A 16,230-nucleotide genomic window follows, 5' to 3' on the forward strand; every position below is an offset into this window, starting at 1 on the left:
GCCTTTATTTGTGTAGCCAATTTGAATAGAGGAATTCCCTTTTAACCTCGCCCTTTGTCCACAAGCTTGTTGTGAAGTCCATCGCTTGCTGCTTCGTTTTCTCAAGCCGTGCTTTACATACCGCATTTGCACTCAGAGTCTTTAGAAGGCTTAGATAAATAAATCCGTATTTTTTGCTTGTACAACAATTCTTGTAAGCAGTAGTATTATTCCAGAAGTACATTATATTACTGCCTAGAAGAATGGGAGTCTCACATCTTATGACATCCGTGTGGAATAAACTACGCCGCATACCAGCAGCCATCATATGTTTATGGATTATGCTATTATTCGTCTTATTTATAGTACCGTTATTTGATATTCGTACTGAAAAATGCGCGGTGAGCGAGCAGGGAATTATGAATTTCTCATTATGCAGTATGGAGGACGAGGGAGCGATCCCAATTGACGGAATGTGGGAGTATATCCCCCATCAACTGCACTTATCCGAGTATGTTAAACCTGAACATGCTGCATTTGTTAGGCTCCCTCATCAATGGAACCCTAATGGATGGAAACCTTTTCTCAATGATGACGTGTATGTTGCAACGTATCGTATAAAGCTCAAGCTGCCGTCGAACCAAAATAATTATGCGATAAGGGTAACGAATGTAAAGACGGCTAGCAGAATGTATGCAGATGGCCAGCTTATTGGATCGACAGGGCAAGTTGGCAGCAGTTCGGATACTTCAACGCCTGATAACCGACCGTATAATGGTTATTTCTCCACAGATCAAGGGGAAGTTGAGCTGGTGCTGCAAGCATCCAACTTTGATTTTTATGCGAACCAAGGTGTTTCTGAGCCGATCTATATCGGTACACCAGAAGGAATACATGCATTGGAAAAGCGTAGGGGCTATGTGGATGTGTCCATTATTGTCTGCCTATTATTTATGACCGTTTACTTATCCGGAGAAAGTTTCCATAGGCGCGAAGGGAAAGCAGGTATCTTTTACCCACTGTTTTGTTTTTTTAGTGCCCTTTATGTGGCTTCACATGGTGAAAAAGTGCTCTTGGAATTTTTGCCGTATTTATCATTCGAAGTGAATGTGAAGATCCAGCTTATATCTGGTGCTGCCGCAGGTTATTTTTTCACCGCACATATTTGTCATCAATTTCAACCGCATGCATCCGTTAAGGTTGCTAAAGTAATAGGTTGGTTAACGCTGCTCATCACATTGGTAGCGCTATTTACTCCTATGAGCTTTTTTTCTAGATTTACGTATTTGTTGTTACTCGTTCTTAACGTTGTCGTTGTATATATGATGGTTGTATCTGTGAGGGCTGTGCAGCACAAATTAGCAGGTTCCATGTATATGCTTGTTAGTATGTTGGCTGTCTTGCAGGTCATTTTATTGATGGTATTTAAAGTGGTATGGGTCGGAACGCTTACATACATGCTGCCCGTCGGTGTCCCCATTTTCGTGCTGTCGCAAGGTTTGTTCTTTTCCAGTCGATTTACGACTGCCTTTAATCGGATTAAGCAATTGTCGGAGCAGCTGGCGAGGCAGATGAAAGACCAGGAGCAATTTTTAGTTCGTACTTCTCATGAATTGAAGTCGCCGCTGAATGCGATTATTAATATTAGTCAATCGATGATCCGTGGTTCAGGCGGTCAATTGAATGCTGCGCAGCAGTCCGATTTGCGTCTCGTAAATGGTACAGCGCAGCGATTAAGCTATCTAGTGAAAGATATTTTGGATCATGAGCAAGTGAAGAACGGCCGAATTCGACTGCATACTGAGCCGGTTGATATTTATCGATTGGTCTGGGTCGTGTTAGATATATTTAATCGGCTGAATCATAACGATGAAGTGGAGTTGCGAAATCACGTTGAGCCCGGTAAGCACTATGTCATTGCCGATGAAAATCGAGTTCTTCAGAGTTTATATAACCTGTTGGATAATGCACTTAAGCACACATCGTTCGGATCTATTACCGTGTCATGTGTTCGTCAAGGCAGTTGGGAATCGATTACGGTAACGGATACAGGAGTTGGGATGGAATCAAGCCAGTTGGAGCGAATTTTTATGGAATACCAACAGTTGGAGCGAAAAGGGTATGTCGATACGACAGGGATCGGAATAGGGCTTTCCATTACGAAGCAGTTAATTGAACTGCAAGGAGGGCGAATTTCCGTTCGTTCTGTATTTGGAGAAGGCAGTGCCTTTACTTTTACACTTCCTGCTGCAGATTCCAGTCAGCACATAGTAGATCATAATGACCTATTAAAGGACTCGTATTCCGTAGACCATATTTCATCCTATACGGCGGCACATGTTCAAGAACAGGCTGCTTCTATAGAATTGCATCAAGCAAGTGAACTAACAGCTGCATCATCGACGGATGCTAGGAACCGTAAGGCTCGTATTTTGCTCGTCGATGACAGTTATGCGAGCTTGAAGGCACTTATTAATTTGCTGGAGATCGAAGGGTATATTTGTGAATCGGCAAGGAGCGGTGAAGCTGCCTTGAAGCTGCTGCAAGATGGCAATCGCTTCAACTTGTGCATTATGGATGTCATGATGCCGAAAATGTCTGGCTTTGAACTGTGCCGTGAAATCCGCCAGCAATATCACTCCTTAGAGCTGCCAATATTGATGGCTACAGCTGGTTCGAATACCGAAATGAACTTGGCTGGATTTGAAGCAGGAGCTAATGATTTTATCCATAAGCCTTTTGATTGGACCGATTTGAAAGGACGCGTAAAAACATTAATTCAGCTAAAAGAAACAGCTGTTCAGTTAGTTCATTCGGAGCGGGACATGCTGCGTGCTCAAATTAAGCCGCATTTTTTATTCAACTCGATTAATACGATATCGTGGATGAGTAAACGAGACTCGGATGCAACGAGAAGGCTATTGCATGCGTTAAGTGATTTCTTGCGGGGGAGCTTCGACTTTGACAATGAGGCAGATGTAATTCCGTTTTCAGAAGAGGTTGCGCTCATTAAAGCTTACTTATCGCTGGAAAAAGCACGTTTCGGCGACCGTTTAAATGTGGAATATAGTTTTGAAATGAAGGACTTCCATATGCCACCGCTATTGTTGCAGCCAATCGTGGAAAATGCAGTTCGCCACGGACTTATGGAAAAAGTAGAAGGTGGTACGGTTATTATTTCCTCCCGTAAAGTTGGGGACTGGATTGAATTGTCTGTATCGGATGATGGGGTAGGAATTTCGTTGGACGAGATTAAGTTGGACGTAACGGCAGCCGCGCCGCCAATTGACGGGAAACGAAAGGGAATCGGACTAGCTAATATTAATGGCCGTTTGAGAAGTATGTATGGAACATATTTAGACATTCGTCGTCTTGAAAGCGGAGGTACGGTTATAACGATGAAAATACGTGCAGAGAAGGGGAGCATATGACCTATCGTATACTTGTTGTAGATGATGAACTGCCTGCACTAGGTGAGATGGAAGATATGTTGGGAGAAGAACCATTAGCAGGGGAAATCACTTTATTTTCACATGCGCAGCAAGCGCTGGAGTGGGCGCTTCAACATGAACCAGACATCGTTCTGCTGGATATACAGATGCCAGGCATCAATGGCTTGGCATTTGCGGAACAGCTTCTAGAGCAAAAGCCTATGATAGAAGTCGTATTCGTAACAGCTTATAATCAATACGCAATCCAGGCATTCGAATTAAGTGCGATCGATTATATACTAAAGCCCGTCAAGCCCGAGCGATTGCAGCTATCATTAAGCCGCATTCATCGTCGAAGATCAGGAAAAACGAACATTGAGAATGAGCAAGCGACATCAATGGGGCGCGTGCATGAGCAGCACACTTCTGAGCCGTCATCCATACCGAGCGCAGCACTAATGGAATCGAGTGTACCCCGTATTTATAGCTTGGGACGTTTGAAAATACAATCCCATGCTGGTCTTGTAAAGTGGCGTACGCTTAAGGTCGAAGAATTGTTTGCTTATTTGCTGTATAAGGATGCGGTCAGTTTAGACCAGATTATTACGGATATATTTCCTAACTCTGACCCTGACAAAGCAAAACAATATGTACATACCTGTGTATACCAGCTCCGCCGCGCTGTAGCAGAGAAAGAGCTGCAGGAGCATATTCACGTTTCGTTTCGTGATCGGATGTATCGGTTAGTGTTAACAGATATATGGCATGATAGGGACGAGCTTATGAATCTTCCATCTCTGCTAACTAATATTGAGAAATGGGAAGAGAAATTGACGTTGTATCGTGGCGATTGGTGCGAAGGGTTGGATAATCTTTGGATGTCTGTCCATCGTGAAGAGCTGCGGGAGCGATTTATATGGCTGATGGAAGATGCAGTTAGCCATTTAAAGAAGCAAGGGGATTATCGGAAAGCAATTATCTATGCACGCAAGTTGCTTAATTTTGAGCCGTGGAATGAAGATTACGCGATTCAAATGGTAGAATGCTATATTGCGGTTGGAGAAAAAGCGAAAGCAAAAAGTTTTATACAGGAATACAAGGAGCAGTTCGAAAGTGAGCTGGGAGAATCACTGCCTATTGAATGGTATGATTATGTTGCGAAGCTGCTTAAAGAAGATTATGAAGTTAATTTGTAAAATGGTTGACCCATATAAAAGGAATAACAGATACATAAAGAACTGTCTGCCAATAGGTAGGCAGTTTTTTTATAAGGTACCTTTACATTCTTGCGTTTCATGAAAAATAAAGTCGTCACGTGTCACATTGAAAGCTTGTCGAGAAAAAGCGAATAAACACTCTTTTTCAGTGTTTGTTCAGTGACTATTACTATGATGATTCATAAGGATTAGGTATATGTACCTAAAAAATAAGGGCGAAGGGGTATGAAAATTGGCATTTAAAAAACATAATCCAAGACGAATATATGCATTTATGTTAGCTATAGTGATGATCAGTTCAATTGTATTAGCACCTTTTGCAACGAAGGTGGAAGCTGCTGTAGAGCAGCATACCATTGGAGGAAAACTTTTAAATGGTGTACAGGAGCCATTGAAGGTTACCGTAAAAAATGATGGATCACTTGCAGCTTACTTATGGCAAGGGACGAGTTATGTAGGGCAATATTTTAGAGACTTCGATTGGGGAACGAATCTGTTTTTCACAGAATCAGGTGCAGTTACGAGGCATTTCTCCCCTTACTTTGCTGGTAATCAATCAACTGGAAAAAATGCACCACTAGGCGAAGGTGTAATTACCAGACCTGATGAACATACAATTGTAGTAACATGGCAGCTTGACTCAGGGAACTTGGAATTGAAGCAGACAATCTATTATCCTGAAAATGAAAGATACATCGAGAAAGAATGGTCCATTGAAAATAAATCAGCTACTAAAACATACAGCAATCTTAAATTATTCCATGGTGGAGATGCAACGTTTGGTGGAGAAGATAGTGCAATGTCCTACTGGGACCCACTGTTGAACATGGTTTATGTGAAAAATAAGGATATGAATCTTTTTGGGTTAATGGGCTTTGCTGGGAAGAACACATCTCCTGCTGACCGTTATTTTAGCGGCCAATATAATAATGGGAACACAGAGGCTAGTAATGGGCAATTGTCGAATACATCCAATTCGGCCTATCTCGATGCCGGCTATCAATTGCAATGGAATCGTCAAACATTGGGCGCTAATGAAAAATGGGTCATTCAATCGACAGAAATGTGGACCACTGCTGGCTCCTTGCAAATTATAGCGCCTCCTTCACAAACGACTGCTCCTAACAGTACAGTAGCTTATCAATTTAAGCTTCAAAATTTCGAAAAGGATGCAGGTATGTTCGACTTATATGCAACATCATCTAATGGATGGAATGTAAGCATTGTTGAAGGCACAAGTGTTAGCGTCCCTGGTAATGGAGCAATCAAAACGGTAACAGTTGAAGTACAGGTTCCCGCGGGGGCAGTAGGAACAGATACGATTACACTGACGGGAACATCGCAAAAGGATCAAACGATTACTAATGTCGGAAGCGCGACTACGACGATAAATGCGACACTACCTGTCATCTCTAGTGTGACAGCTGCTTCTAATAAAGTGGCAGTGGGCACTGCAATAAACGTACCTGTTGAGATTCAAACAGCAAATGTTGCTGACGGTGCTGCTGTACAAGTGGAATTGGTAGACGAAAATAAACGGTCTCTGTCCCCTGCTATAACGGCAAGTGGATCAGTAACAAATAACAATGCGACTGTAACATTGCCAGTGACAGCTGTGTTAAATAAAGCGAGCTATTACATCAAAGTAAAAGTGGATGGAGTAAGTGCAGTCCACAGTTCGACGAAGTTTGATGTGACAGAAAGTAACAACGCGGATCTTCTTAGTATTTTTACAACACCAGGCACATTAAGCCCTGCGTTTAATAAAGATATTACCGATTACACGGTGTCGGTTACCGAAGATGTATACAACATTACGGTAACGGGGGCTGTCTACAATCCCCGTTCTACATTGACAGTAAATGGCGTAAAAGTAAACAGCAATCAACCGACTGACCTTATTCCGTTGAAGACGGGAGACAATGTCATACAAGTTGAAGTCACAGCGCCAGATGGCACGACGAAGAAAACGTATACGATAAATGTGAACAAGCAGCCGAGCCGAAATGCACAGCTGCTGCATGCAGCAGTGTCACCGGCGACGATGAGCCCTGTATTTTCTAGCAGTGTAACGGAATACGAAGTGAATGTCGGGCATGAAATTGATCAGTTGTCCGTCACGGATCTTGTGTATAGTCCAAATTCCAATATCTCGGTAATTGGGGCGACATACAATCCGTTAACGGGTGGATATACATTCCCATTGCAAGTTGGTGTTAACGAATTAAAGGTAGTTGTGACGGCAGAAGATGGACTTACTCAAACGGTATATACCATTAAAGCGACACGTCAATCGAAAGAAAGCGAAGTAGCTCAGGCGTTAAAAGAACTGTCCATCGGCTATGCAAACGGGGATAGCTGGGAAAGTGTAACGAAAAATGTAATATTGCCGACAGAAGGCAAATACAATACAGCGGTGAAGTGGACATCGAGTGACCCGTCTGTGTTGAACGAAAAGGGAGAAGTCACCCCTTCTCCAGATAAAGATACAACTGTATGGATGACCGCTACTGTTGAGAAAGATGGCGTAAAAGCGCCGCGTACGTTCCTCGTTATTGTGAAAAAGAGCTCGTTGCAAATTGTGAAAGAAGATAGCTCTAGAACGGTACCTATTCAGGCAGGAAACGTTGCTGAAAATGTAGAGAATAACGTCATTACGCGTAAGACCATGTCAGATGGAACGAAAATAGACAAAGTGGTCGTTGATCCGGCTAAGACGGAATCAGCACGTGTGAAGGCACAAGCGAATAATCAATCTTCCATCCGTCTTATCGCAGCTGATCTTCCAACTGATCCAGCAGATGAAGTAGCAGTAGAGGTGCCGATTGCGGCTTATTCTCCACTTGCGAATGGATTGGATTTGATTATCGAGACGGCTGGAGCGCATATTGTACTGGCAAAAGGAACGTTGAATCAACTTCAGCAAGACGGCAATGATCTGTTCTTCCGTTTTGTACCGATTCGTGGAGAGCAACAGAAGAAGACGTTAACGGATCAGGCTAAAAATGATGCGTTAGTGAAACAAACAGCAGGAACAAAACAAGTAAAGCTTGTTGGTACACCGATGATTATTGAAACGAACTACTCGGATCGTGAGACAAAGCTTGTATTCCCATTAGACAGACTGCAAGCTCCGGCAGATTCTGCCGCACAAACTGCTTATTTCAAGTCTTTGTATGTGTATATTCAACATAGTGATGGCAGTAAAGATTTGAAGCAAGGAGTTATCGAGCGCGATACTGCTGGCAACGTTATCGGATTGTCCATCGTCATTAATAAGTTCAGTACATTTACGATTGTAAAAATGGACGCGGTAACTAATGGTAGTGGTTCCACAGGCGGCATAGTACCTCCGACAACGGGAGGAACGAAAGAAACAGATAAGGACAAAGATCCAAATAAAGATAATCAAAGTGTGAAGTCCGTTCAGCATAAGCCATATATAAAAGGATTTAAAGACGGCACATTCCGTCCTGAGAAATCCATTACTCGTGCAGAACTAGCTGTAATGTTGTGGAAACTCAGCGAGGGTAAAGCGGCATCAACTTCAGTATCTGAACCTAGTTTCAAGGATGTTCAAACGAGCCACTGGGCATTTGCGGCTATCCAATCGTTAAGTGCGAAAGGAATCATGATTGGTGTTGGTGAAGATTCATTCGAACCGAACCGTCCGCTTACGAGAGCTGAGATGGCAGCAACTGCTGCTCGTTGGAAACAGCTAGTGTCTACAAAGCCAAGCAGCTTTAAAGATGTACAAGGGCATTGGGCTCAGAAGCATATTACCGCGCTTGTAGAAGCAGGAGCGGCTCATGGATACAAAGATGGCAGCTATCGCCCTGATGCTTCGATTACAAGAGCAGAAGCGGTTAAGCTGGTGAACAGATTGTTGGAGCGCGGTCCTTTGTTGGAAGTGACTAAGCCGACATGGCGTGATGTGTTAACGACTCATTGGGCTTATGGTGATATCGAGGAAGCATCGCAAGCACATACAGCTGAAGTCGTACCTGCAAAAGGTGAAAAATTTATTTCCAAGTAAGTTGCATTGCAATCGTTATATTTAAAAAGTAAGTGGTAAAGGAACCCGCAAACAGCCAATGGCACTGGCTCTTTTGCGGGTTTATTTTTTCGAATGAATTAGAACTTCATATGTTCCGTGCCTGCAAGAAATTCAAGTACACATCTGGAATTAAATGAAACGATGCTTTCAGCCAGCTGACGGTCAGGAAAATTTCTTTGCAGCAGCTTTAGACCACCTGCAGTATAGGAAATATGATGATGCAGCTTATAAAACAGCATTCGATTGCGATCCAAGGCATTATTTTTGAAATAGCGATACTGTTCATCAAAGCGAAACGCCATGAAGCTGTGCTCAAACTCAAGATCAAAAAACATGGCGCCATCGATGTCAATGAAGCATGGCTCAAGCTGCTTGTCGATGACAATATGGTTAGGGCCAAGCTCACCATGGATGAAATGGTACGTCTGACGCGGCTTAATTCGCAATTCTAGTTCGTGAATAACATCAAATAGTTGTGCTTGCTGTTCATCTATATAGTTTATATATTGGGCAGTAAAAGAAAGCTGCTTGTGTGCGTTTTTCATAATCGATAGGTGACAAGGCTCGTTGTTCATTCCAAGCTCGTCTAATTTTCCATAAGTACTGTTTTGATTAGTATGAATGGCTGCAAGCATGTCGTTTGACTTCGTAAATATTTTATGTTGCACATCACGACTAGCTTGGAAATAGGCATCTGAAGGGAGACCATCTATATATTCAACAAACGCAAAGTCGAATGAATCATGCGATCTATCTTGATTTAGATGATATACAGTAGGGATTCGAACATTGAGCTGTCGCAAAAAGTGATAATTCTGTGCAAATAACTGACTGCCGCAGTACTGCTCTGATCGCTGCTGCTCTTCCTCTCTTTCTTGTTGAAAATAATTAATAGTCTGATCCCAAACGTAGAGTACAAAGCTAAACTGATTCGTGCAGTTAATTTTGTAGACTGCCTTTTGGGCACCGCCTTGTATATTTACAACATTTGCGACCACATATTCCGTGCCAAAAATGTTCTTAACATGCGTTTGTAGATCGCTTGGATCAAGGTGACATTGGTAGGCCATCATCGTTAGCAACACTCCGTCTTTTGTATTGTGCCGGCCCCCTTACTATAAGGAAAAGAAATGAAAAAATATAGACTATTTCTTTCCGTTAAGATATGATGTTGAATAGGGTATTTTCTAAATATATTTTACAATTCATGGAATTATAGCGATGTTGATAACGTTGCTGACATATAGCTATTTAAAGGCTGGAACCGAGGGCAGTATCAAGTGGCAATCACTTGATACTGCCTTCGGTTCTTCTTGTATAGATGGGGTCCATTTCGTATAGCTTACTGCCGTGTTGGGTACAATTGGGAATAACGAAGTGCAGGAGGAGGTGAGTCTGTTGGATATTTCCCTACAGCCTGACGAGGTGATCGCCCGAATACGTCAACGCGTATCGAGTGGAGGTTCGGTGAGTAAAAAGCAAGTAAAGCAAAGTGACCCCGAGTTGATGAGAAGTGCATTGTTCTACTTCCCTAGCTGGGAACATGCGGTGAAACATGCAGATCCGTTGTAAATAGAGCAAGCAGGGTAGGAGTGATATGCCTGCCCTGCTTTTTTGTTTAAAATTGAGAAAAAAATCACAAACAACTATTTACAATTGAAGATGGATATGATTTACTGTAAGTGAAAGTTCACACAATGTTCAAAGTGAAAAGGATCACAAAGTTATTTTGAAAAATTAGCAGCGAGTATTATGTGCAAAATATTTGTTAAGAGCAGAGGAGTGTTCGTAATGGAAGCAACCTGTAAGGAGCGCAGCCATGTAACTGAAGAACAGACAGTAGTGGATCTAACCATTTTGCTGCAACAGCTAGCTAAGCCTGAAGTACAGCAATCCCTGCTAGTTCTCTTGAATCATTTGCCCAAATTAGTCGAAATCACAAAAGCAGCAACTGAAACATATGAGGTTGTACAGAAATTGTCTAAAGATAGACAATTTCTTGCAGATATGAAAAGCAGTTTAGAAGATATTGTTGATCCTTTACAAGTGAAAGCGAAAACAATCACATCAACTGCGATGGAGGCCAATGAACGGGCGAAGCAGCAGACATCGACAATAGGAATTTTCGGTTTAATCCAGATGTTGAAAGACCCCCAAATCCAGCATATGCTTCGTTTCTCAAAGGTCTTTCTAGAACTGACAGAACAACGGCATCAGCGTCGCTAAAGTCCGGCTCGTTGGAAGAACGATGACTCATGTAAGTTCACTTTACTAGGAGATGGAGGTACTCTTGATGAAAAAGGTACTTATTCTAGGCGCAGGCTATGGCGGCTTGCTTAGCGCTCTTACACTGCGAAAGTATATGACAGCAGAGGAAGCTTCAATTATCGTTGTTAATCGTTATCCAACACATCAAATTATGACAGAGCTTCATCGACTTGCTGCTGATAATATTTCCGAAAAAGCGATAGCACTTCCTTTGAAAAGATTGCTGCAGGGCAAGCAGATCGATATATGTATCGATACGGTCGTATCCATTAAGCCTGATCGCAATCAAGTTAAGCTGGCAAGCGGTACAACACATGCATATGACGCGCTCGTGATTGCACTCGGCAGTGAAACAGCCTTCTACGGAATTCCGGGGCTTAGGGAGAATAGCTTTACACTCAAGTCGGTAGAAGATGCGAACCGGATTCGCAATCATATTAAAGACCGTATCGAAGCTTATCGAAATACGAGAGATCTGGCAGACATGACGATTGTCGTCGGTGGAGGCGGCCTTACTGGTGTGGAGTTAGTAGGAGAATTGGCAGATATGCTGCCCAGATGGTGCGGCAGTATGGGTGTAAATTCCCAGGATGTACAATTATATAATATCGAATCGTCTCCAACCATTTTACAAGGCTTTGAGGCCGAGCTGGTGAACAGAGCGCAAACAAGTCTGAAGAAGCGTGGTGTTCATTTTATAAATGGAGCGCCTGTTATTGAGGTTCAAGGGAATAAGGTGCTGCTAAAAGACGGCCAGTCGCTTCAAGCGAATACGCTAGTCTGGACTGGAGGAATACAAGGCAATACAATCGTAGCGAATTGTGGTATTGAAGTAGAACGAGGCCGTGCAACCGTTAATTCCTATTTACAATCTACTTCCAATTCGGCTATTTTCGTAGTGGGAGACAGTGCAATTATTAGTAACGAAGAAGGGCATCCTTATCCTCCATCTGCACAATTAGCTTGGCAAATGGGGGAAACAGCCGGATACAATGTGTTTGCTTATTTAAACAATGGCACGATGCAAATTTTTGAGCCTACTTTCTCTGGAAAAATAGCCAGCTTAGGGAGAAAGGATGCCATTGCATCGGTTGGAGCCAGCGGAGTTTTGTTAACGGGCTTGCCTGCATCTTTGATGAAAGAGGCAAGTAAAACGAGATACCTCGCACATATTCGAGCATTATTCGCATATGCTTATTAATAGAAGTTCTTTTTCGACTATATTCAACAAAGCTAGGAATCGACGAATTTCGTTTCGTGCGATTACTAGCTTATTTGTTTTTTCGCAAATCGATCGACAAAATCTATCAATGACAAAAAACACTAAATCGTGTAAGATCTCGAATTACAAAGACTGAGAAAATGGAAAGGAAAATAAAATCATGGCACATTGGGGAAATCCATGGTTGTATCGCACGACACGAAAAAGCAACGCAGCGGTCCGATTGATTTGCTTTCCATATGCAGGTGGAAGCCCCTCTTTGTACCGTAGTTGGTCAGATGCTTTTGATTCAAGTGTTGAGGTTGTTTCCGTTCACCTTCCGGGGAGAGGTGCACGATTGATGGAACCGCCTATTACTCAAATTGATATACTCGTTACTTGTATTTCGCAAGGGTTGATTCGCGTTCTAGGCGAGATGCCATTTGCTTTTTTTGGACATAGTATGGGTGCATTAATCTCTTTTGAAATGACCCGTCATTTGCAAGAGCAATACGGTTTGCGGCCTGAACATTTATTTGTTTCTGCACGAAGCAGCCCGCATACGCCTAGAAGAGAGAAGACCGAACGTCATAAGTTGGGTGATCAGCAGTTGAAAGATACCATAAAGAACTGGAATGGCACGCCCGAATGGGTATTACATAACGAAGAATTGATGAATATGGCACTGCCTATCATTCGTGGGGATTTGGAGTTATGCGAGACGTATTGCTATCAAGATAAGGGGAAGTTAGACGTTCCTATTACGGCATTTGCGGGTGCGAATGACCCTATGGTTTCTGTTGAAGAGATGGCACAGTGGGGAGAGGTGACAGAGAGCACCTTTGATTTAGTAGAAATGGAAGGTGATCATTTCTATATTCACCATAGTATGAATCGACTCGCATCTGTTATTCAACAACAGCTCCAGCTCTCCTATACAAGTGGGCAAGTGGTGAAGTTATAAATAATGAATAACGACTCCACTCATCCAATACAATGCAACACGTAATGATAAGCGGAATTAGAACTCTAAGTAGATGAAGCGGTGACTGCTTCAGGCTTATAAATAAGATGGTGCTGCCCTTAGGTATTTAAATGAGGGCAGCACCATTTTTATTATAAAATTGTACCTAACATATGAATTACGGCAGAGGCACTCCGCGAGAGCTGACGTACAGGGAATACCATTCCTCTCTCGTAAGCACAACGCTTCCTGCATCTTTACAAGCGCGAATACGGTCAGGATTAACCGTACCGATTACTGGTTGAATACTAGCAGGGTGGAACATAAGCCATGCCAATACGATGGCTTCAGGCGTAGTATTTTTGTCAGCAGCCATGTGCTGTACAAGTTTTGACGTAGCAACAATGTTGTCAGGCTGGCCATCCAAGCTGCGTCCAGAGAATACGCCTTGAGCGAGTGGTCCCCATGCTTGCAGCTGAATATTTTCAAGACGGCAGTATTCAAGCGTGCCTTCTGGGAACGTATCTTGAGCAGCAGCGTCCGTATTCACCTGTACGCCTTGATTCAACCAGCCAATCTTCGCTAGGCTCATTTCCAACTGATTCACAATAAATGGATGCTTGCTGTAAGCTTGCAGCAAACGAATTTGTCCTGCGCTCATGTTGGATACACCGAACCAGCGTACTTTGCCTGCTGTATGAAGGTTATCGAGCGTGCGCGCAACCTCTTCTGGGTCCATCAGCGGATCTGGACGGTGCAGCAGTAAGATATCGATATATTCAAGCCCTAGGCGCTGCAATATCCCATCTACGCTATGAGTAATATGAGATTCAGAGGCATCGTATCTTCCTGGCATACCAGGTGCTTCGCTAGGTCGAATACAGCATTTGGACTGGATGATCATTTGCTCTCTCAAGGAAGGGTCTTCTTTCAATACTTGACCGAATACTTGCTCTGCTTTACCTTTTGTGTAAATATCAGCATGATCGAACATATTGATGCCAATCGAAAGCGCTGCGTCAACTGCTTCATGCGCTTGCTTTACATGCTCAGTCGTAATCGGGTCATGATTCCAAGCTCCGCCTAGCCCCATGCAGCCTAATACAAGCTGACTGGCAGGGATGTTACGGCGATTTAACGGGATGTTTGGCAACGGAAATCTCTCCTTATCTCATAGAACTCTCGGTACTTAAGATGCTGCTAACATTTAATCTTTTTACTCTTTTACGATACTATGGACTTGGGCGAGATTCAAACTATTGTTACCAAAAAGTATATTTATGCTAATATTATGAAATGAGGAGGGGAGATATGAAACCATATTTGATTTTTGACTTTGATGGAACGCTTGTCCAATCTAAAGAGTTAGCTATCCATGTTTTGAATAAGCTAGCAGTGAAATATGGTGGACGTACAATAATTAGTGATGAAATTGACCATTTGTCAGAAATGTCTATCCCTGATCGAATGCGTGTCTTGAATATCCCCATGTATAGATTGCCGACTCTTCTTATAGAAGGCAAAAAGGAATATAGAAAATTAGCTACAGAACTTCAACCAGTTGAGGGTATCCCTTCAGTTCTGTACTCTTTAAAACAAAGAGGGTATTCGCTTGGCTTACTCTCCTCAAATAGACAGGATATTATTCAATCATTCTTAGAAGTGCACCAATTGAACGTATTTGATTTCGTACATTCCGTCACCAATTTATTTGGAAAGCATCATGCAATTAGGCATGTTGCTCGGAAGTATCATATAGATTTGCAGCATATACGATATGTTGGGGATGAACTTCGAGATGTTCAGGCATGTAAGAAAATTGGGGTGAAAATAGTCGCTGTTACATGGGGATATGATTCTGTTGATTTGCTAAAAGATGCAGATCTGATTTGTCATTCTCCTGAATCATTGAAGAGGATAGTTTAGAGAGGTAGAACAGAATGGATGATTTAACAATACTAGAATGGCTAGAAGAGCAGCCAATAAGTTCGAATGAAATTGATTTTCTTATCACTTTCATTCCAAATGTTTCTATGATCAAAGTAAGTCCTGATAAATTAGAAGTAATGTGCCAGTCCTTCAATCGACAATTTCCTAAGGCTAATCTTGATGCAAACAAGGATTATACAGATTATGCGGTGTTTACAGCGGCGATTCAAAACTATACAGATAACAAAATTTCTGTAAAAGAATTATTAATGCGGATGTCTGTTCAAAATATATGTAAGCCTATATGTGATTATTTTCTGGAGATGGAAAAAGAGAGGCAAGCCCCTTAATCACCATATATCATTTAACATTTAAACATCACAGAGTCTTAAAAATAAATGATCTCATCCGGCTCACGCTCAGGCTTATTGATCGACCAAGCTACTTGCTCGCCATATTTCTCTACGTTTATCCACGCTATAAAATGCTCTGCTCCAAATACGCCTACATAACCGGAATGAGGTTCCCCATTGGGATCTGCGAAGACATGAAATTCCCTAAAGAAGTTATTGCCTTTCAGTTTGGACATGAAGTCATCGAATTCGCGCTGCAGCTCACGAGCGCTTATATGGAGGCCATCTCTGATCTCCATAAAATTGGAATGGTGGGTAAAATTAATTTCTACGATCAACTTGTTTCCTCCTCATATAGATTCAAAGTTCCGGTAGCATCGAATGATCGAATTCTGTGTTACGTAAGTTTCAAAATATGCATACCCTCGATAAAAGATGGCTGAATCCATCTCCTAACCAACAGAGAGATTATGTCTTCTTTTTTATCATAGATAAGATATTTCCCATATTTTTTGAAATAATTGCTCAGGAGGCTCGGATATTTTTATTTTGATCATATTTTCGAAAGCACTACCATCATCGTTAACATTTGTGTATACATATCCGCGCTCACGGCGACCGATTATTGTAATCGTTTTGATTATTATTAAGGTCTCTCTATTTTGATGTTCGAGAATGGTCTTTAGCTCTTCTTCTAATAAGCTATCAGTGATACTTTGTTCTGAATCATTCAATCTCTTAATAAGCTGATAGATACGAAGTAATAGTGGTTTGTGCTCAAAAATCATTTCATAATTCATAATGCGGCTCTCCTTTGTATGTGATATTACG

Annotated in this window: 13 protein-coding genes; 9 read left to right on the top strand and 4 right to left on the bottom strand. The window is 42.1% G+C overall.

All coding sequences use genetic code 11. From position 1 onward, the window contains the following. Positions 1-260: 260 nt before the first annotated feature. From FPZ44_RS00625 to FPZ44_RS00635, 3 genes are all read left to right on the top strand, one after another. The gene (locus tag FPZ44_RS00625) at positions 261-3,410 is read left to right on the top strand and encodes an ATP-binding protein (protein WP_186785860.1); all 3,150 of its coding nucleotides are present in this window, start codon (positions 261-263) and stop codon (positions 3,408-3,410) included. Further along, a complete protein-coding gene (locus FPZ44_RS00630; protein WP_144986436.1) occupies positions 3,407-4,606 on the top strand; it encodes a response regulator in 1,200 nt (399 codons plus the stop codon). The genes FPZ44_RS00625 and FPZ44_RS00630 overlap by 4 nt, the downstream gene beginning before the upstream one ends. Before the next feature lie 253 nt (positions 4,607-4,859). After that, positions 4,860-8,663: an S-layer homology domain-containing protein gene (locus tag FPZ44_RS00635; protein ID WP_144986437.1), complete on the top strand. Its 3,804-nt coding sequence runs from the start codon at positions 4,860-4,862 to the stop codon at positions 8,661-8,663. 98 nt (positions 8,664-8,761) lie between these two features. Here FPZ44_RS00635 and FPZ44_RS00640 read toward each other — a convergent pair whose 3' ends face one another. Continuing rightward, entirely contained in the window at positions 8,762-9,757 is a 996-nt protein-coding gene (locus tag FPZ44_RS00640; RefSeq protein WP_144986439.1) for a phosphotransferase, read from the bottom strand. A 316-nt stretch (positions 9,758-10,073) separates the two neighbouring features. Here FPZ44_RS00640 and FPZ44_RS00645 point away from each other — a divergent pair, with 316 nt between their 5' ends. From FPZ44_RS00645 to FPZ44_RS00660, 4 genes are all read left to right on the top strand, one after another. Continuing rightward, a complete protein-coding gene (locus tag FPZ44_RS00645; RefSeq protein ID WP_144986441.1) occupies positions 10,074-10,256 on the top strand; it encodes a hypothetical protein in 183 nt (60 codons plus the stop codon). A gap of 219 nt (positions 10,257-10,475) precedes the next feature. Beyond that, a complete protein-coding gene (locus tag FPZ44_RS00650; RefSeq protein ID WP_144986443.1) occupies positions 10,476-10,910 on the top strand; it encodes a DUF1641 domain-containing protein in 435 nt (144 codons plus the stop codon). 64 nt (positions 10,911-10,974) lie between these two features. Next, the gene (locus tag FPZ44_RS00655) at positions 10,975-12,153 is read left to right on the top strand and encodes an NAD(P)/FAD-dependent oxidoreductase (protein WP_144986445.1); all 1,179 of its coding nucleotides are present in this window, start codon (positions 10,975-10,977) and stop codon (positions 12,151-12,153) included. A 181-nt stretch (positions 12,154-12,334) separates the two neighbouring features. Further along, the gene (locus tag FPZ44_RS00660; RefSeq protein ID WP_144986447.1) at positions 12,335-13,117 is read left to right on the top strand and encodes a thioesterase II family protein; all 783 of its coding nucleotides are present in this window, start codon (positions 12,335-12,337) and stop codon (positions 13,115-13,117) included. 178 nt (positions 13,118-13,295) lie between these two features. Here FPZ44_RS00660 and FPZ44_RS00665 read toward each other — a convergent pair whose 3' ends face one another. Beyond that, entirely contained in the window at positions 13,296-14,270 is a 975-nt protein-coding gene (locus FPZ44_RS00665) for an aldo/keto reductase (protein WP_186785861.1), read from the bottom strand. Between the two features lie 158 nt (positions 14,271-14,428). Between FPZ44_RS00665 and FPZ44_RS00670 the strand changes: the two genes are divergently transcribed. After that, positions 14,429-15,043, top strand: coding sequence for an HAD-IA family hydrolase (locus tag FPZ44_RS00670; protein ID WP_144986449.1), 615 nt, complete (start codon positions 14,429-14,431; stop codon positions 15,041-15,043). Positions 15,044-15,057: 14 nt separating this feature from the next. Continuing rightward, entirely contained in the window at positions 15,058-15,396 is a 339-nt protein-coding gene (locus FPZ44_RS00675; RefSeq protein ID WP_144986451.1) for a hypothetical protein, read from the top strand. A 38-nt stretch (positions 15,397-15,434) separates the two neighbouring features. On the opposite strand, the gene FPZ44_RS00680 is transcribed toward FPZ44_RS00675, so the two are convergent. Both FPZ44_RS00680 and FPZ44_RS00685 read right to left on the bottom strand, forming a co-directional pair. Continuing rightward, positions 15,435-15,737, bottom strand: a complete 303-nt coding sequence (locus tag FPZ44_RS00680; protein WP_144986453.1) for a hypothetical protein — start codon at positions 15,735-15,737, stop codon at positions 15,435-15,437. Positions 15,738-15,884: 147 nt separating this feature from the next. Next, positions 15,885-16,199: a hypothetical protein gene (locus tag FPZ44_RS00685; protein WP_144986455.1), complete on the bottom strand. Its 315-nt coding sequence runs from the start codon at positions 16,197-16,199 to the stop codon at positions 15,885-15,887. Between the last annotated feature and the right edge of the window lie 31 nt (positions 16,200-16,230).

Origin of the sequence: Paenibacillus agilis, from assembly GCF_007786455.1 — a bacterium.
Lineage (GTDB): Bacteria > Bacillota > Bacilli > Paenibacillales > Paenibacillaceae > Paenibacillus_B > Paenibacillus_B agilis.